The 18,561-nt window shown below is 30.3% G+C and carries 19 protein-coding genes and 2 pseudogenes; 9 read left to right on the top strand and 12 right to left on the bottom strand.

Going from position 1 to position 18,561, the window contains the following annotated elements:
• A complete protein-coding gene (locus PHEL85_RS14690) occupies positions 1 to 1,920 on the bottom strand; it encodes a CocE/NonD family hydrolase (RefSeq protein WP_036826894.1) in 1,920 nt (639 codons plus the stop codon).
• 260 nt (positions 1,921 to 2,180) lie between these two features.
• On the opposite strand from PHEL85_RS14690, the gene PHEL85_RS14685 reads away from it, so the two are divergent.
• From PHEL85_RS14685 to PHEL85_RS14675, 3 genes are all read left to right on the top strand, one after another.
• Positions 2,181 to 2,927, top strand: coding sequence for a DJ-1/PfpI family protein (locus PHEL85_RS14685; RefSeq protein WP_036826891.1), 747 nt, complete (start codon positions 2,181 to 2,183; stop codon positions 2,925 to 2,927).
• 2 nt (positions 2,928 to 2,929) lie between these two features.
• Positions 2,930 to 3,427: a hypothetical protein gene (locus tag PHEL85_RS14680; RefSeq protein ID WP_036826888.1), complete on the top strand. Its 498-nt coding sequence runs from the start codon at positions 2,930 to 2,932 to the stop codon at positions 3,425 to 3,427.
• 277 nt (positions 3,428 to 3,704) lie between these two features.
• Positions 3,705 to 5,675, top strand: a complete 1,971-nt coding sequence (locus PHEL85_RS14675) for a YgiQ family radical SAM protein (protein ID WP_036826885.1) — start codon at positions 3,705 to 3,707, stop codon at positions 5,673 to 5,675.
• Between the two features lie 106 nt (positions 5,676 to 5,781).
• Here the strand turns inward: PHEL85_RS14675 and PHEL85_RS14670 are convergent, their stop codons facing one another.
• Complete coding sequence (locus tag PHEL85_RS14670; protein WP_036826882.1) at positions 5,782 to 5,982, bottom strand: transposase; 201 nt, start codon at positions 5,980 to 5,982, stop codon at positions 5,782 to 5,784.
• A 395-nt stretch (positions 5,983 to 6,377) separates the two neighbouring features.
• On the opposite strand from PHEL85_RS14670, the gene PHEL85_RS14665 reads away from it, so the two are divergent.
• Entirely contained in the window at positions 6,378 to 7,295 is a 918-nt protein-coding gene (locus PHEL85_RS14665; protein WP_156109256.1) for a hypothetical protein, read from the top strand.
• A gap of 69 nt (positions 7,296 to 7,364) precedes the next feature.
• Here PHEL85_RS14665 and PHEL85_RS18355 read toward each other — a convergent pair.
• Positions 7,365 to 7,680, bottom strand: a pseudogene (locus PHEL85_RS18355) (transposase); the annotation flags it as partial.
• Positions 7,678 to 7,914: pseudogene (locus PHEL85_RS14660) on the bottom strand (transposase); the annotation flags it as partial. The pseudogenes PHEL85_RS18355 and PHEL85_RS14660, both read right to left, overlap by 3 nt.
• A 307-nt stretch (positions 7,915 to 8,221) precedes the next feature.
• Between PHEL85_RS14660 and PHEL85_RS14655 the strand changes: the two are divergent.
• Positions 8,222 to 9,373: an adenylyltransferase/cytidyltransferase family protein gene (locus PHEL85_RS14655; RefSeq protein WP_036826877.1), complete on the top strand. Its 1,152-nt coding sequence runs from the start codon at positions 8,222 to 8,224 to the stop codon at positions 9,371 to 9,373.
• Positions 9,374 to 9,512: 139 nt separating this feature from the next.
• Here the strand turns inward: PHEL85_RS14655 and PHEL85_RS14650 are convergent, their stop codons facing one another.
• The 6 genes from PHEL85_RS14650 to PHEL85_RS14625 form a co-directional block, all read right to left on the bottom strand.
• Complete coding sequence (locus PHEL85_RS14650; RefSeq protein ID WP_036826874.1) at positions 9,513 to 10,955, bottom strand: FAD-dependent oxidoreductase; 1,443 nt, start codon at positions 10,953 to 10,955, stop codon at positions 9,513 to 9,515.
• Positions 10,956 to 10,999: 44 nt separating this feature from the next.
• A complete protein-coding gene (locus PHEL85_RS14645) occupies positions 11,000 to 11,821 on the bottom strand; it encodes a class I SAM-dependent methyltransferase (RefSeq protein ID WP_036826872.1) in 822 nt (273 codons plus the stop codon).
• 111 nt (positions 11,822 to 11,932) lie between these two features.
• Positions 11,933 to 12,820, bottom strand: coding sequence for a dienelactone hydrolase family protein (locus PHEL85_RS14640; protein ID WP_036826870.1), 888 nt, complete (start codon positions 12,818 to 12,820; stop codon positions 11,933 to 11,935).
• 88 nt (positions 12,821 to 12,908) lie between these two features.
• Positions 12,909 to 13,784 carry a sterol desaturase family protein gene (locus PHEL85_RS14635; RefSeq protein ID WP_036827914.1) on the bottom strand — a complete coding sequence of 292 codons (876 nt, stop codon included), beginning with the start codon at positions 13,782 to 13,784 and terminating at the stop codon, positions 12,909 to 12,911.
• A 14-nt stretch (positions 13,785 to 13,798) separates the two neighbouring features.
• Complete coding sequence (locus PHEL85_RS14630) at positions 13,799 to 14,272, bottom strand: hypothetical protein (protein WP_036826867.1); 474 nt, start codon at positions 14,270 to 14,272, stop codon at positions 13,799 to 13,801.
• Positions 14,272 to 15,492: a sulfite oxidase gene (locus tag PHEL85_RS14625; protein ID WP_036826864.1), complete on the bottom strand. Its 1,221-nt coding sequence runs from the start codon at positions 15,490 to 15,492 to the stop codon at positions 14,272 to 14,274. Before PHEL85_RS14625 ends, PHEL85_RS14630 begins: the two co-directional genes overlap by 1 nt.
• 145 nt (positions 15,493 to 15,637) lie before the next feature.
• Here PHEL85_RS14625 and PHEL85_RS14620 point away from each other — a divergent pair, with 145 nt between their 5' ends.
• Complete coding sequence (locus PHEL85_RS14620; RefSeq protein WP_036827911.1) at positions 15,638 to 16,318, top strand: hypothetical protein; 681 nt, start codon at positions 15,638 to 15,640, stop codon at positions 16,316 to 16,318.
• Positions 16,319 to 16,411: 93 nt separating this feature from the next.
• Here PHEL85_RS14620 and PHEL85_RS14615 read toward each other — a convergent pair whose 3' ends face one another.
• On the bottom strand, positions 16,412 to 16,951 hold the full coding sequence (locus PHEL85_RS14615; RefSeq protein ID WP_036826862.1) for a sigma-70 family RNA polymerase sigma factor: 540 nt from the start codon (positions 16,949 to 16,951) through the stop codon (positions 16,412 to 16,414).
• A gap of 232 nt (positions 16,952 to 17,183) precedes the next feature.
• Positions 17,184 to 17,525, bottom strand: a complete 342-nt coding sequence (locus tag PHEL85_RS14610; protein ID WP_036826859.1) for a DUF3703 domain-containing protein — start codon at positions 17,523 to 17,525, stop codon at positions 17,184 to 17,186.
• Between the two features lie 181 nt (positions 17,526 to 17,706).
• On the opposite strand from PHEL85_RS14610, the gene PHEL85_RS14605 reads away from it, so the two are divergent.
• Genes PHEL85_RS14605 through PHEL85_RS14595 form a run of 3 tightly spaced genes read left to right on the top strand, consistent with a single transcriptional unit; the run spans position 17,707 to position 18,547 of the window.
• A complete protein-coding gene (locus tag PHEL85_RS14605; RefSeq protein WP_052108600.1) occupies positions 17,707 to 17,940 on the top strand; it encodes a RebB family R body protein in 234 nt (77 codons plus the stop codon).
• Positions 17,941 to 17,963: 23 nt separating this feature from the next.
• Positions 17,964 to 18,188: a RebB family R body protein gene (locus PHEL85_RS14600; RefSeq protein ID WP_081965160.1), complete on the top strand. Its 225-nt coding sequence runs from the start codon at positions 17,964 to 17,966 to the stop codon at positions 18,186 to 18,188.
• The gene (locus tag PHEL85_RS14595) at positions 18,188 to 18,547 is read left to right on the top strand and encodes a RebB family R body protein (RefSeq protein ID WP_036826856.1); all 360 of its coding nucleotides are present in this window, start codon (positions 18,188 to 18,190) and stop codon (positions 18,545 to 18,547) included. Before PHEL85_RS14600 ends, PHEL85_RS14595 begins: the two co-directional genes overlap by 1 nt.
• The last annotated feature ends 14 nt before the right edge of the window (positions 18,548 to 18,561 follow it).

Genomic DNA, 18,561 nt, shown 5'->3' with positions numbered 1-18,561 from the left:
CTATTTCAATACAGAAAATTCAATACTAGAATCTGTAAAAACTGTATGAGTTTGCGTTTTAAAATCTTTTTCTTCTGCTTTGTAAATGTTGTCTACATAAGTTTGAGGATTTAAATCGATTAAAGGAAACCAAGTGCTTTGAACTTGAATTTGAACTTTATGTCCTTTTTTAAAAGTGTGAAAAACATCTTGTAACTTAATATTTACAGCTGTTTTTTTATTTGGAGTAAAAGGTTCTGGTTTTTCAAAACTATTTCTAAAACGTCCACGTAAAACTTCACTTCTTACCATTAAATGATAATTACTCATTTTTAAATGATCTTGTAATTTATCGTTATTTTCTTTTGTGTCAGAAGGATGTACATCAATTACTTTTACAATCCAATCTGCAGCAGAACCAGTAGTTGCTACTTTTAATTTTGCTAAAATATCTCCAGCTAGTGTAAGATTTTCCGTTAAAATATCAGTTTCAAAAACCAAAACATCGGGTCTTCTTGCAGCAAAACGCTGATCATCTGTCATGTATTTTCTTGGTGTAAAAACCGTTTTAATATCTTCAGAATAAGGGACAGGTCTTTTAATATCACTAATAAAATTAATTTCACGTGTTAATTTTCCATCATGCTTTTTTGCTAAACCTTGATTTCTGTTCAAAAACCAATTCTCTTTTACAACATTTTTAGGAGGCCAAGAATCATAAGATTTCCATTCTTTTTTTCCAGAATCAAAAACATAGGCTTCTGGCAAACCAGAGTTTTTATCACCTTTTCCTTTTAAGAAGTGATTAAAGAACTTTGTTTCAATATTTTTTTGAAATTTCAACGAAATAGAATCTCCAAAATAATAATTTCCAACCGTATTTTTTACATTGTTTCTTGCCCATTTTCCATGATCCCAAGGTCCAAAAACAAGCGTATTGTAATTGTTTTTTCCATGTTTTTCTATTCCTTTATACGTTTCTAAAGGTCCGTATAAATCTTCTGCATCAAACCAACCACCCACAATCATAGTTGCTACTGTAGATGGAACTTTGTTCATATGCTGTATAATTCCTTTGCTTTTCCAGATAGAATCATAATTTGGGTGCTCAACAATTTCTTTCCAGAAAAAATCATCAATTCTGTCTTTGTTTTCTGTAGTTTTTACATCTAATTTGTCATATTGAAAATATTCATTCAAGTTTTTTAAAGGACCTTTGTCTAAGAAAAATTGGTACTGATCTTGAGAATTCATTTTAGGAAAAGAATACCATGCAGAATCTGTTGGTGTGTCTTTGTAAGTTCCGAATAAAGAAATTGCTCTAAAATAACTTAATAAAAATGCGCCATTATGATGAAAATCATCAAAGAAAAAATCCCCAATACACGCTTGTGGAGAAGCCGCTTTTAAAGCAGGATGTGCGTCAATTGCAGAAACGGTTGCATAATGTCCAGGATATGAAATTCCCCAAGTACCAACATTTCCATTGTTATTTTCAACATTTTTCACCAACCAATCTATGGTGTCATACGTATCAGAAACTTCATCAGATTGGTCTACTTTTTTATTAGGAATGTAAGCACGCATATTGTCATAAACACCTTCACTCATCCAACGACCACGAACATCTTGGTACACCACAATATTTCCTTCTTTCATTAAATGAATATTGGGGCCAATTTTGGTTTTCATTTTACCTTCGCCATAAGGTCTAGAACTATAAGGCGTTCGCTGCATTAAAATAGGATATGTTTTGCTTTTATCTTTAGGAGAATAAATAGTTGTGTGTAGTTTTGTGCCATCTCGCATTGTAATGTCAACCTCTTGTTTTGTGTAGTTTTTCTCTACAAAAGTTTCTTTTTGTTGCTTTTTTTCTGTTGATGTTTTGCAAGAAGTAAAAATTAGGAAAACGAAAATTGAAAGAATAAAATATTTTTTCATTGAAGATTGGTTTTAGATGAGGCTAAATCTACAAAACAAAAAAGAGTTACTAAAACTACTACTGTTAAAATGATTTTTTTGAAGCTATTTCCTGCTTTCCACTATATCTTTTTTCTTTCATCAAAAAAGGATGCCGTTTCAATCAGGGCTAAACTTGTTTGCAAAAGTCATTTATAAAACCAAAAATTAAAAAGATTTTTTAAAAACGGGTTGTTATAATCATTTTAAATACATTTAAACTTTATTAAAAAGATAGAAAAATGAAAAGAACATTTTTAGTATTGTTATTAATTACCTTAGTAAGTTGTAATTCTAAACCTGTAAAAAAGAATACAGAAATTATAAAAGAAGTTCCACAACAGAAAACATTTCCTAAATTAGAAAAAGACAGATACAATGTTGCTTTTTTAATTATGGACGGAACTTTTAATACAGAGTTAACAGCTCCTTTTGATATTTTTCAGCACACCATTTTTAGAAAAAATATAAAAGCAATGAATGTTTTTACGGTTGCAAATACAGACAAACCAATAACAACTTTCGAAGGAATGAGAATTCTACCAGATTATAATTATCTAAAAGATTCTTTACCAAAAATTGATATTTTGGTAGTTCCATCTGCAGAACATCATTTAGATACAGATTTAGAAGATAAAGCGATGATTAACTTTGTAAAACAAGTTGATAAAGAAGCTACTTATGTAACATCTCATTGCGATGGCGCATTTGTACTAGCAAAAGCAGGAGTTTTAAAAGACAAGGTTTCTACAACTTTTCCAAGTGATATTGATAAAATGAGAGAAACGTTTCCAGATTTAGATATTAGAAAAGATGTTTTGTTTGTCCATGATGGAAAATATATTACTTCTGCTGGTGGTGCAAAATCTTTTGAAGCAGCTTTGTATTTATGTGAATTTTTATACGGAAAAGAAATTGCAAAATCTTTAGCCGGTGGTTTAGTAATTGATTGGAATGTTGATGATGTTCCGCATTTAATTGTTGAGTAATTATGGATGAAAAATTATATAGTTTTCCGCTTTTTAAAAAAGCAGAAGAGATTTATGTGTTGATACAGAAAGTTTCTTTGTTGATAGAAGAAAATGTAGACAAAGAAGATTTTGAAAACAACATATTAGTTGACTATAAGAATCAATTGAATGAAAGTGCTTTAATTATTCCTGCAAAAATTGTGGGTGCATATAAGGAAAACACCTTGTATGACATTAAAATGCAAAATGCTGCAATTATTAGGAAAGAAGCACGAATTATTTTGGCAACAACTTCTGGTTTAAAAATGTGTGGATTTAAAGAATTGGATTATTTAGAATTGATTAGAAATGAGGTAGAAGAGTTTCGAATTTTATTCGCAGAATGGGTAAAAACGTTTGATGAATGGAATTATATTATTGACAGATGGGGACTTTTTAATCCTCCTGGTGTTAATTATGACGATTATGACATTGACGATGATTTGCCTTTTAACAATCCTTTTGATGATGAGTTTTGAGTTTTTTTTCTTGTAAAGTCACAGAGGTACACAGTTTGTTTGTTTGTTTGTTTGTTTGTTTGTTTGTTGAAAAGCTTTCTTTTATTATACAAGAAGCTAGCAAACAAGTCTAGCCCTGATTGAAACGGCATCCTTTTTAATTGTCAGTTCGAGTGAATTTGTGAAGAATGAACAAATTTGTATCGAGAATAAAATTAAAAAGATATAGTGGAAAGCAGGAAATAGCTTCTAAAAAAAAGTGTTTTATTCTATTAAAATTGATGTATTTTTGCAAAATATGGAAGGCACGAAGAAACATCAGTTAACAGATTGGTTACCAACTACAAATAAGGAAGTTAAGATCCGTGGTTGGGAAGAATTGGATGTAATTTTATTTAGTGGAGACGCTTATGTAGATCATCCGTCTTTTGGACCAGCTGTAATTGGTAGAATTCTAGAAAGTTATGGTTTGCGAGTGGCAATTGTGCCACAACCAAGTGTGAATGATAATTTACAAGATTTTGAAAAATTAGGAAAACCGCGTTTGTTTTTTGCGGTTACTGGTGGTTGTATGGATCCTATGGTTTCTAATTATACTGCAAGTAAACGTAGAAGAGATAAAGATGCTTATACGCCAAATGGTGATAAAGGTTTTAGACCCGATTACGCAACTTCTGTGTATTCGAAAATATTAAAAGAGAAGTTTCCAGATGTTCCTGTTTTAATTGGCGGAATTGAAGCTTCTTTAAGACGTGTAACGCATTATGATTATTGGTCTGACAAGTTATTGCCTTCTATTTTAGAAACGTCTAATGCAGATATGTTGGTGTATGGAATGGGAGAACAACCCTTACGTGAAATTGTAGAGTTATTGCAGAAAGGTGTTCCGTTTTCTAGCTTAAAAAACATTAAACAGACAGCTGTTTTTATTGATGAGAAAAAAGATAAATTACCTGTTGTAAATGATTGGGAAGATGTAACTATTAATTCTCATGCAGCTTGTCTAAAAGATAAAAAAACTTTTGCTTCTAATTTTAAAACGATAGAACAAGAATCTAATAAGTTAAAAGCGAGAAGAATTTTACAAGAAGTTGAAGGAAAGACGTTGGTGATAAATCCGCCTTACCCAACAATGACTGAAAAGGAAATTGATGGTTCTTTCGATTTGCCTTTTACGCGTTTACCACACCCAAAATATGACAAACGTGGACCAATACCTGCGTTTGAAATGATAAAATTTTCGATCAACATTCATAGAGGTTGTTTTGGTGGATGTAGTTTTTGTACGATTTCTGCTCATCAAGGAAAGTTTATTGCGAGTCGTAGTCAAGAATCTGTTTTAAAAGAAATAGATAAAGTGGCAAATATGCCAGATTTTAAAGGCTATTTGTCAGATATTGGAGGGCCTTCTGCAAATATGTATCAAATGAAAGGGAAAGTACAATCTATCTGTGATAAATGTGTTGCGCCTAGTTGTATTTCGCCAGTAATTTGTTCTAATTTAGATACTTCTCACAAACCTTTAACGGAATTATATCAAGCAGTTGATAAACATCCGAAGATTAAAAAATCGTTTATTGGAAGTGGAATTAGACATGATATGTTGGTGCCTGAATTCAATAAAAATGCAGATCCAAAAGAATTGGATGCGTATACAGAAGAAGTAATGACAAAACACGTTTCTGGTCGACTAAAAGTTGCGCCAGAACATACTTCTGATCCTGTTTTAAAGTTGATGCGTAAACCGTCTTTTAAATATTTTCACTTATTTAAAAAACGCTTTGATAAGATAAATGTTAAGAAAAGATTGAATCTTCAATTGATTCCGTATTTTATTTCTAGTCATCCAGCAAGTGAGGTAGAGGATATGGCAAACTTAGCTGCAGAAACTAAAGATATGGGGTTTCAGTTAGAACAAGTACAAGGTTTTACACCAACGCCAATGACGGTTGCTACTGTAATTTATTATTCAGGATATCATCCTTATACATTAAAACCAACTAAAACTCCTAAAACTAAAAAGGAACGTGAGGACCAACATAAGTTTTTCTTTTGGTATAAAAAAGAAAATAAAGACTGGATTAAAAACACGCTAAACAAAGTTGGAAGACAAGATTTATTACAAAAATTATTGCCAGAAAATAATTCTTGGAAAAAGAACAAGCAAGCAAAAGAAACTAAGAATACTTTTGATGATGCTGTTCCTGTTCCTTTTAATAAGAGAAAGAAAAAGGCTACTAGAACTTCTAGTAAAAAAAGAAGAAGATGATATTTTGAATCTGAGTTCTACCTTAGCGAGACCAATATTTGGCAATAGATTAGGTATTTTGATAGATGGTTTTTTAGGTAAAAAAAATAAGCTATAAGTCTAGAGATTATATTTGATAAGTATTTTTGAGTACATTATATATAGATTCAATAATTGCTCTTTTTCTAAGAATTACCTTATCTATATAATCCATTGCTTTGTTTTTCATGTTTTTACGAACTTTAGTTATAAGGTGAATTCCATCTACAAATAACTTTTCGAACAAGTCTTTACTAATATAGTTTTTTATCACCAAAAATTTTCCCAAATAATTTATTGTGAAACTTTTTAAATAGATTATCGAGCCATATATGTAAATCAATTTTTACATATAGATTTAGTATCTGAGAAAGATGTTTTTTGTGGTGTATCACAAAGGTAATCTTAATGTAACAAATTTCCCTTTCTCTTTTTAAACGTTTAGGACTCTATTGGTGATCAAATTAAAAGCTTCGTTCATACCTATTAATTTCAAAACCCTAAAAACACAATGTTAAAGTGTCTAAAAAAATTGTATTTATCATATTTTTAAATTAAAAAGTATTTTATTGTTAATGTGGTCTATGTTTTATTAATAAAGATCTATAGTTTATATTAAAAATAACATATTGGTGTTAATATTGTTTCTTGTAAATAATGAAATTAACCCTAAATAAATAAACAATGAAAATTTTCAACACCAAAATTACGATCCTTTTAAAAGGAATCTTCTTTTCAACAGTTTTACTACTTACATCAAGTTGTATGGAGGAAGGAATTACAAGTTTACCTGAGGAAGAAATTGCAAGTTCTTTAAAAGAAGAAATTACAAATACTTATGCATCTAGAACCGTCAATACATCTACATTAGCTGTACATGATTTTGATAATAATAGTCTTGGGTCAACATTTGCTGAAGACCAAGGCTATACAGGCTCTGCAATTTATGGAGAAGGGATGAGTTTTCAAAATGGCTATTTTGGAGGTAAAAGACTTAAGCTTACTTGGAAAGAATCTGAATACGATGGTACACGTAGAGAGAGAGGGCATGAAATTAAGTTGAATGTTCATGACAATAGTGCTATTTATACTGGTTTTCACCTCTTTATTCCTTCGGGACAAAGTAATAACTTACTTAATAAAAACACCATCATCTGGCAATTATACAACTGGAACACAGATGGATGTAGTAATTGGACAGCCCACCTTAGCTTAAAAAACGATGACCTTTACTTAAGTTATCGTAGTGCTTGTGTAACTGCTACCGAAGTACTGGTTAAAAGTAATATAGCGACTAATACAAATTTAGCATTTAAGATTAGAGCTGTACTTTCAGGAACCAATCATGGAACGATTACAGTAATGATTGATGATGTTGTTGAATTAAATAAAAAGAGTATTAATCTTGGTTTTGGAAACTTTGATAGCAATGATGATGCAGAAACATCAGTTGTAGGAATCAAAATGGGTATGTATTGCTACGACACAAGTAACTACACGGATGATGAAGTGAGAATTCTATATCTTGACAACGTAGGTAGTTGTGTAAGAACTGGTTCAATTACAAATAGTTATAATTTAATTGATCCAAACAATTATTAACATGAAATAGCTGTCGCTTAGACACTATCCTAAAAACTGTGTAAGTTTAAAAATTCAGGGTTAAATTATTTATAGTTTAATCCTGTTTTCAAATATAGCTAAAAATTGGTCTAGAATGATTCTCCAATTTCTAATTGGCATTTTCCGTTTTTTAGTACTTTCTCTCACTGTTAAATAGACAGATTTCATTACTGCATCATCTGTTGGAAAAGAGAGTTTATTTTTCTATTTAGATTTTCAATTAGATTAGTGGTATAAATAATGCTTCTTATTTCAATAGGAAAACTAAAGAACACAGTGAGTTTATCCCAGTCATTCTCTCAATTTATAATGGCATAAGAATATTTAGCTCCCATTTTATTTTAAAGTCTTTCAAGGCAGTTTTTCTAACACCAAACTTTACCTTGTGAAAAAGTGTGTTTGAGGTAGATGACTCTTGATGAGAACAAATATTGCAAGTACGTGAAAAATCTTTTCTTATTTGAGCCTTTTTATGACCACATTTAACACATTGATATCCATCTTTCCATTTAATATCAGCCAAGTATTTCTTGCAATCTTCATCCGTTTTAAACCGATCAGCAAACTCTAGAAGATTTTGACCTTTAAAAAAGAATATTAAAGTTAATAGGAATTGTGTTTTTTTCATGATTATATTTTAATTTATGTTATCTATTGGACACATAGAATGATAAAAAGTGACATGAAAAATATAGATAATTGTAATGTTTTATAATAATTTTTCTAATTTCACTGAAAATTAGTTCATTAGAAATGAGCAAACAAGTAAAAAAAAGAATACTTTAGAAGGTATTACTTCTTTAAAGTCTTTACCTACTAACAATTGACGAAATTGGAGGTCTAAAATAAATGAAGTATTTTTGTTGTTAGAATTGAATTAAATATACCAAAATATTTATAAATAAATGAAAAAGAAAGTATTTGTATCAGGTTGTTTTGATATGTTACATAGTGGGCATATTGCGTTTTTTAAAGAAGCTTCTACTTATGGAGATTTATATGTAGGTATTGGTTCTGATCAAACTGTTTCTGAGTTAAAAGGACGGCAAACTATAAATTCTGAACAAGAAAGAATTTATATGATCAATGCAATTAAATATGTAAAAAATGCTTTTGTAAATTCTGGTTCTGGAATGTTAGATTTTAAAGAAGATCTAATAGAATTAAAACCAGATTATTTTATTGTAAATGAAGATGGTTTTTCTCCAGCTAAAGAAGAATTATGTAGCGAATTAAATATTGAGTTAAAAAACTTGAAAAGAATTCCTGATGCAGGACTTCCTGAAAGATCAACGACGGCCATTAGAACAGGAGGAAATTGTTCTTTACCATATAGAATAGATCTTGGAGGTACTTGGGTAGATCAACCTTATGTTTCTAAATATCATCCAGGATGGGCAATTACATTGTCATTAGAACCTATTATTGAGTATAATGAACGTTGTGGAATGTCTACTTCAACAAGAAATGCTGCAAAAAAAATATGGCCTCATTATTTGCCTTTAGATAAACCAGAAAAATTAGCAGAAATACTTTTTAAATTTGAAAATACACCAGGTTCTACCATGGTTTCAGGAGCTCAAGATGCAATAGGTATTTGTATGCCAGGTCTTGTAAGACATTATTATAGTGATGGTTATTGGCCTACAAAATTTGAATCTGAACATGACGAATCTATACTTGGTTGGTTAGAAGATCATATTCAAATGGTACTTTTATGGCCTAGAGAACAAGGTTTAGATTTGTTAAGTGAAACTTATATTAATGAAGAAAATGTAAAATCTTTAGCAAATGCTTCTGAAGAAGTTTGGGAAGCAATACAGAATAAAGATTTAGATAAATTTTCTGAAGGATTTCTGAAATCATTTAATGCTCAGGTAAAAATGTTTCCTGCAATGGTAAATGACAGAATTCTTAAAGAAATAGAAAAGTATAAAACAAAAGCACTTGCATGGAAATTAGCAGGAGCTGGAGGAGCAGGATATTTAATCTTGGTTTCAGATAAACCTATTGATGGAGCAATGAAGATTAAAGTGAGAAGAAAAGAAGTGTTATAGTGTTTTTAAGTAACCAACATGTTTGTACAAGAAACTAGTAAAACTTTTGATATTCTCGTTTCCTTTGAATTAAACGCTGGAATAATGAGTAAAATTCCCCAATGAAAAAGAAAATGAGATAAACTATTTGTGAAATATTTTAATCTTCATTTCTATATTTCCCTCTAGGACCATTTCCTTCTTTAAGTACAATTTCGGTATGTAATAATTGAGCAGCCTCTGCAGAACTTTTTACTTTAGAAGCACTTCGTTCTATCATATTTGATTCAAATTTATTAAGAACACTTTTTCTTATACCAATTTCTTTCCATTTAGAAATTGAGCTACATCCTTTTGATATTTCTCTAGCAAGTGATAATGCATCAAGTAATGCTTGATTTGCACCTTGTCCTTTAAATGGACTCATTGGGTGAGCGGCATCTCCAATTAATGTAACACTTAATCCTTTTTTTAACAATTCAGGTTTGAGTAATTCTCTATCATACACAGGATAACCTGAAATTTCACTTTCTTGAGTAGCTGCAACAATTTCAGGAATGGGACTGTGCCATTGCGTTCTCTTTATAGCTTCTTTCTTTAATGCTTTTGGGCCTAATTTATTTAATTCTTTTGCTTTTTTTTCTGATATAGGAAAACTAAGTTGCCACATAATAGTGTCTGGGTCAAAAGGCATCATATAAATACGTTCATTGCCATTTGCTGTTTGAAATACGGTTTTTGAATCTAATAAAGGACTCTCAATATTTTTTAAATGTTTTAAAGGACAGATACCTAAAATAACAATACAATCTAAATAATGTAGAGGTGAAGTTTGTTCGCCAATTAAAATTTTTCTAACAGTACTTCTAATTCCATCAGCTCCAACCACTAAGTCTGTATTTATATTTTTTATTTCATTTTTTACTTTAAATGTTAGCTGTACGTCTTTGTCTTCATTTTCGTTAAAACTTAACAATTGATGTCCCCATTTCACTTTATTATGTCCACCTAATTGTTCAAGAAGCGCTAAACGTAAAGATTGTCTTGCAATGTGGATGTTTTTACGCTTTGGAGATGCTTTTTTTTCTGAACGTCCCCATTTTCTAATTCCCCATTCTCCAATAATTTTTCCTTCGGAATTATGAACAACATGTCTGGTTGAAGTTATTCCTTTTTCTAAAGAAGTAATACCTAAACCTGTAATGGCTTTACTTGCTTGTTGTAAAGTGAGTCCATAACCTTGAGAGCGAGCTTCAAAATTGTTATCTCGTTCATAAAGAGTAAAAGGAATTTGGCGATGTAAACAAGCTACTGCAAGTGCAACTCCTCCAATTCCTCCTCCAATAATGGCAACATGTGGATATTTTTCTTTATTTACAACAGGTTGAATGTTAGAATGAACTAAACCAGAACCTTTACAATTAGAACATGTTTGTAGTTTGCCTTTAGGACGAATTGGAGCAGTTCCTTTAAAATTATTTTTTTGAAAAAAGTCTAATTCAGTTTGATAGTTAAGTCGTGCTTTTTTAGGAAGACTTTTTCTTTTTTTTCCCTGACCTTTGCATTTCTGACAAATAATCCAATTTTCTTCCTTCTTTTCCACCTACTTTATATTTAATCAGTTTTTGAGTTTAAAAAATAACAAAACTATTTTTTAACTGCAATCATCATATGTGGACTAAAAGGTAATAAATACTCATCATTTTGAGTAAGAATTTGTAGTGATTTTAAAGTTTTCGATTTCTTTTTATCTAACATATTCGCAAAATATTCGTTGTCTAACCAAATCATTCCTTCTACAGCAAACAGATTTATAAAGTTGAGGTTTTGATCTAAAAACTCAGACTTTAATTCTTTTGGTTTGTGGTAAAAAGCATCCGCTAATAAAAAAGGAAAATCCTTTGGAGCATCATGAATTCCTGTAGTAAGTTCTTTCTTACACATGTCAAAAAATGAGTTAGCATGAATCATTCCATTCATTAAACCAACAACAGTAGATGCAGTTGCGTTAATTGCGAAGCCTAAAATAATTCCATCCTTTTTAAGTACTCTTTTTGCCTCAATAATTGCAGCAACTCTATCTTCTCTTTTTTGTAAATGATATAATGGCCCGTGTAAAATTACCAAGTCTGCAGTATTGTCTTTAAATGGTAGCCTTTTTGCCTCACCAATGGCAACAGAAAAAGGTTTTTTTAGTTTTTTAGCTCGTTTTTCAGCTAGTTTAATGTGCTTTAAAACAGGCTCAATTAAATGAACTGCATGATTTTCTTTTGCCAACCATTCACTATATTTTCCTGTTCCACCACCAATATCTATAATAGTTGAATTTGGCTTAGAAATATGTTGTTTAATTAAATCTTTAATACGTTCAAATTCAAAAATCCCCATTCCTTTTTCTAGTCTGGTTTCTTCTGATGCTTTGTTGTAAAAGTTTTCTAATTCTTTGCTGATAAGAGGTTTCTTTTTCACTTTATAATTTTAAAAAGATAAAAGTAAATAATATAAAACATAAAATGATCATTCTAATCTTAGAATGATCATTTTAAAAAGTTTCTTAAATCGTTTTTAATGAAGGATATGTTATTTTAAATGTTTGTTGAAAAATGCAATGGTTCTTTCCCAAGATAAATCTGCAGCAGCTTCGTCATACCTTGGCGTTGTATTGTTGTGGAAACCATGATTTACATTTGGGTAAAAATGTGCTTCATGTTCAATGTTATTTGCTTTTAGTACTTTTTCAAAAGCTGGCCAACCTGCATTTACTCTTTTGTCTAGCTCTCCATATTGTAGTAATAAAGGAGCTTTAATTTTAGCAGCTTGTTCATCAGAAGGTTGTCTTCCGTAATAAGGAACTGCAGCACCTAAATCTGGTAATTTTACAGCCATCATATTAGAAATCCATCCACCAAAACAAAAACCTACAACGCCCACTTTTCCATTACAATCTTTATGATTTTTTAAGTAATTATAGCCAGCAATAAAATCTTCTAACATTTCATTTCTGTCCCTAGTTTTTTGCATTGCTCTACCTTTATCATCGTTACCAGGGTAACCTCCTAAAGGAGAAAGTGCATCTGGAGCCAAGGTTACAAAACCTTCTAAAGCTGCTCTTCTACCCACATCTTTTATATATGGATTTAATCCACGATTTTCATGAACCACTAAAATTCCAGGTAGTTTTGTTTCTGAATCTTTTGGGATCGAAAATAATCCTGTCATTTTTTTTCCACCTTTTGGTGATTCATAATGAATAGTTTCTGACTTTAATCTTGGGTCATCTGATTTTACTAAAATAGAATCGACATAATTGGGAGAAATAAAACTCAACAAAGCAGGCAGTGTAATAGCGCCAACTGCATATAATGATAGTTTTTGTAGAAACTCTTTTCTTGTTATTTTGTTATGTGCATAATCATCATATAAATCAAAAACTTCTTGACTGATATCTTCTTTTTTAAGTGCTGCCATTTTATTGGAATTTAGATTTCATGTAATATAATTAAAAAAAATGAACATTTACAAAAAAAAAACTCATACATTTGTATGAGCCTTTTTTTTATTTCTGTCCTTTTTTAAATCCATAGAGATTTTGATGTATAAAATCTTTTGGAAATTTATCATCACCTTTAAAACCAATTTCTACAGTTCCACTATCTTCAGGGATGTAATCTGTTTTAAAAATATAATCCCAAAGACTTAAACTAATTCCATAATTCATACCATATCTTCCTTCTGGTAAAACATAGGCATGATGATAGATGTGCATTACAGGATTGTTGATAATGTATCTAAATATTCCCCAAGTAATTTTAATGTTAGAATGATTAAAGTGACCAATAGTAATGGCAATAAAGTGAACAATATAAGCTTGTTCTGGTTCAAAACCACCAAGAATCATTACTCCAAAGGTTTTTAGAGGTTTGTAAATAACATTTTCCATCCAATGATATCTTAAATGTGCAGCAAAACCCATTTCTTTTACACTGTGATGTACTTTATGGAATTTCCACAAGAAAGAATATTTATGCAATAATACATGTGTAAACCATTGAACAAAGTCAAGAATAATAAAGAATACTAATAGTTGTAGCCAAGGTGCCCAATGAGAAATGTCAAAAAGAGTTAAACTTTTTGCTGTGATATTAAATTCACCAAAAAGTAAACCTAAAACCTCGTAAAAACCACTAATTACAATAGAGAAAACGAAGAAGTTAAAAAACATATAAAATGCATCTAACCAAAAATCGCGTCTAAAAATTGATTGATTTTTTCTCCAAGGAAAGGCTATTTCTAACCCCCAAACAAAGAGAGAAATTACAATTAGTCCCCAAAAATAATTTGTGTACCAAGGCACTTCAAATATGATAGATTTCCATGTCCAATCTACAGTTCCAGTAAAAGCATTTATAAATGCATCTAAATATTTTCCCATTTTTTTATTTTTTTTTAATTTTTTAAAGTGTACCAATCTATATCTTTTAAATTCATACGCCTGCCTTTGGCAATTGCAGGGTAATTTGTAACTAAATAATTTACTATAATTTCTTGATTTTCGCCCAAATCCCAAAGGTTTTGAGTTTCTTGCATCCATTTTATGGTTGTGTTCCAACGTTCAGCATTCATTCTATTTTGAGTTACCAGTTTTGCTGAATGACAATTGGTACAATTATTTACAACCGTCATTAAACCTTCTGCCTCAATTAGACCCGTTCTAAGGTGAATTCCGTTTTCAATTTTATCTTCATCTTCAATTACTTCGCTATAAATAGCATCTGATTTTTGACTTCCAAAAATTGAAAGTGAAGGATTATATACTGCAAAAAGAAGCAAAATAGAAGCTATAAGTGAAAAAAACAAGGCTAGATAAGCAGTTTTTTCAGCTTTTTTTATTTTCTTTTCAAACTCTTTATCATTACTCATTAGATAACTTTTACAGCAATTCTATGACACGCATTATTTAAATAACCTTTAGGATTCCAACCAGGTAAAAGCATTGGTTGTGCAGTATTATTTGTGTCTGTAGCTCTTGCCCAAACTTCGTAATACCCTTTTTTTGGAAAATCTATTTTAGCTGAAAAATGTTGCCATGCAAGACGATTCGATGGTTTTTCTATAGGACAAGTTGTCCAAGTAGTACCAAAATCAATTGAATATTCCATTTTACTAACTTCAAGTTCTCCAGCCCAAGCATGACCTCTAATATTTAAAGATTTTCCTTCTTTTATAGTCGCACCAGTTTTTGGATATGTAATTAAAGATTTTACAGGCATTGATTCTATAATGCACATGTCTTCATCTTTTACTTTTTCTCCTGGAGCAACAGGATTACAAGGAATTCTGTATGCTGTACCTGTCATTTTTGTACCATCATGAATTCTATCACGAATACTAATTCTATTTATCCACTTTCCTGAAACAGATGCTGGCCAGCCACCTGCAACTAAACGTACAGGATAACCGTGAATAAGTGGAATGTCTTTACCATTCATTTCAAAAGCTAAAAGAGTTTCGTCTTGCAATGCTTTAGACATTGGGCAACCTCTAGAAATAGGTTCTTTGCTAGGGTCTCCACTTAAATGAGTGTCAAAAGCATGATATCCAATGTAAACAGCATTACTTTTTATGCCTGCATCTTTTAAAACATCACTTAAACGAACACCTGTCCAAGAAGCACAATGCACAGCTCCAATTGTCCATTGGTTTCCTTTTGCTGGTGGATCAAATTCACTTCTTCCATTACCACCACATTCTAATGTCAATTGATATGTATGTTTTTGAAATTTAGATTTTAAATCATCTAAAGTATATGTTTTTTTACTTTTAACAGATTCTCCATCAATAGTTAGTAACCAATCTTTTGGATTGATTTTTTCAGGAGTTCTTCCGTTGTTTCGAATAAACATAGAAGAGTTAGGTGTAATCTTATCATCTAGTAAATGAGCTTGCGCTTCAATATTCCAAGGTTTGTCATTTAGTATAACCATGTCCTTGTTTTTACTGAATAACTTATAAGGGTCAGGATCTTGTAAAGCTAAAGGAGTATAACCATTTTGGATTTTTGAGCCAAAAACAATTTCTGCACCTATAAGAGCTGTAAATGAACTTAATACTGTCTTTTTTATAAAGGATCTTCTTTCCAAAATGATAAAATTATTGGTTAAATATTATACCGAAACAAATTACGCCGATTAACTCTTTTTATCTGTAACATATGTTACATAAAAATAGAAAAGATATTTTTAACATTACACAATTATAAAAAACACAAAAGAACTTATGAGACTAATGAAAAAAGATTTCGAAACTAGTTTTACTGGTTGGGCTTTTATTTTAGCAGCAGTATTGCTTTGGTTTGGTTGGGCGTTATCTCCCCATCATATTGGAGAGTATATAGTGGCTTCAGATTTTACGAAAATTGGTGAAAATGTTTGGTACTGGATTTGGATGTATCGTATTCATATTTTTGGATGGGTTGCTATGGGGATTTCAATGTTTGCATTGATGTCTATAACTACAGGTAAGCCTTATCGAGTAGTTGTATATCCTGGAATAGGAATGATTGTAGTTGGTACTTTTACCTTAGCTATAGCTAATGCCTATTATTATAATTTTGGTGCTTGGGGTGTAGGACAAACAGCGGGAATGACAGCTGTTGAAATGGCTGAATTTATTGATAGTATTTTATTTACAAACCAGTATGTTACTTGTTTTATACGTTTTGGACGTATTTTCTCTGGTGTTGGATTAATACTTTTAGGTGCTGCTTTTATTAAATGGAAAATACTAAGTACTTGGTTAGGTTGGTTTACGATGATACTAGGTTTTATAGCAATGGGTATTATTATTTCCATTCCAGATAACTATGAAATTTACAAACCTGTATTCCATATTAAAGTTATTTGGTTGTTAACAATGGGTGTTGTATTATTAAAACAAGGTGTTCATTTACCAGAATCAAAAGCTTAAAAAAATTAAATTCATTAAATAGCTTAGAAAAGGTTCTTATAAAATCCTTTTCTAAGCTATTTTTTTATTTATAAATACTGAAAAAGTAGTTGTTTAATTGCAAACCTTACAATCTTCTTTTTCTTGAATTTCTCCAACTAAGTTCCCTTCTTTGTTCATTACAAATCCACAGCAATCCATAAACCCTTGGGCAATTAACTTTCTTGCTCTTTGAATTTGAGATTTTGTCGTTGGTAAAGATTGTTTCAAATGATTAGCAACCTCTTGCTGTTTTAATCCTTTTATATCTGATAAAAATAAAGGATCTCTATATTTTTTTGGCAGGTTCATTAAGATTCCTTTTAAGCAATCTTGTTCTGTGTGAAGATTTTCTTCAATAGTTGAATCTGTTTCAAAATTAGCAATCTCAAAAGTCTTGTTTGTAGATTTCCAATAATCTAAAATTGAATTTCTAGCTATTGTAAAACACCAAGATTTTAATTTTTTGAGGTCCTTTAAAGTATGCAGTTTTGTGTGAATTTTAATAAAAGTATCCTGCAAAATATCATCAGCAATAACTGTATCTTTTACTTTGCTGATGATAAATCGTTTTAAATCTTCAGAATATTTTGTCCAAACTTGTTTTGTAGTCATTTTAAAGAAATAAAAACAGAAATTATTCTTTATAAAGTTATGAATAATTTCTGTTATCGGTTAACAGATAGTTGAATTAACAATTGCAATTTGTGCAAGAACAGTTTTCGCAAGTACAATTAGCACAACTTCCTGTTATACAACCATCACAATTACAGGTACATTTTTTATTTTTCATGATATTATTTTTTAATGCTCATTTAATAGACAGAAAAAAGTTTAAAAAGATGCATTATTCTCTAAAATATTGTTTTAATTCTTTTCTAATAGGAATTTCTTTCATGGATGATATGTTTGTACCACCAGTATTTCCTTTAGGTACCCAAATTAATGTGAATAGAAGTGAAGCTAAAATTCTAAAAATTTGACCTACTATTTCCTTACTATTTTTTGTTTTTATACCAAGAATCAACATCCAGTAATGACTCACTGTATGTTTCCATAAATGTTTTTGCCCCAAAATATGTGCATTTTCAAAATGATAAAAAGCAGTTTTGTAGTCTTTTATTTTCATTAATTTTTTACCTAACTCTAAATGTTTATGATATTCTGATCTTAATAATTGCTGTGTCATGTAGTTTTTTTTATATGACGATTATTTTAGGTAAAAGATGAAAAAAATAGCAATAATTTTTATTTTTAGGTAGGTATTACTTACTGATTTTGTAGGTGTAAACACCTGATTTTGAGTAATTATAAATAAAGTTGTTAATAGGTTTTTTACATTTATAATGTAGAATTAAAAATAAAATAAAATGGCATTTCCAACATCAGAGAACGATCAAATAACGGATTCAGTAACACAATCTAATGTACAAGTTTTAAGTAATGCATCTGCAGTTGCTTTGGGTACTTTATATCAAACTACATCTAGTGCAATTTCTTTAGCATTTAAAAATGCAGTTTCAAATCAACAACACAATAATACTGTTGCACAAACAACAACAGCAATAAGTATCGATAAAATTTTAGGTAAAAAAAATAAATAAATATCAATTTAAATACAAAAATTATGGCATTTCCAACAGCAGTTAACAGTCAAATTACAGATGCAGTTACACAATCAAACGTTCAAGTATTAAGTGAAGCACCAGCAATGGCAATGGGTTCTTTATACCAATCTATGGCAAATTCAATGGGCATAGCAATGCAAAACTCAGTAAGTCAGCAACAGAATTCTAATGCAGTTGCACAAGCAGTAACCACTAAATGTATAGAAACTTTAATTGGTAAATAATGAATGTTGAAGCAGAAAATAGAAATTCTTCTAAAAATTCTACAGTCAATAGTCAAGTAATTGATTCGATTAAAGAGATTAATAATTTGCTTGAAGATGGGAGTTCTAATTTAACTTCTATCTCAAGTCAAATATTAACACAGGCTACAGGAATGGCAATGTTGAATGTTGTTAATCAACAACAGCAATTATTTATGTTACAAAACACTGTTACCACTGTTGCAGCTAAGGCGATGTTAGAAACAAGCCCTTTAGAAGCTGTAAAATTAATGGAAGAGGTAATGAAAAATAATAATGCAGCAACTTCTATTAAAGAATTACAAGGTTTAATAAATGAACTTAATAATGAACAGAGATAAAATTCTAAAATCAT

The organism is Polaribacter sp. Hel1_85 (assembly GCF_000766795.1).
Taxonomy (GTDB): Bacteria; Bacteroidota; Bacteroidia; order Flavobacteriales; family Flavobacteriaceae; genus Polaribacter.
Note: the sequence above shows the minus strand (reverse complement) of the source record. Positions and strands in the feature narration are given on the sequence as shown.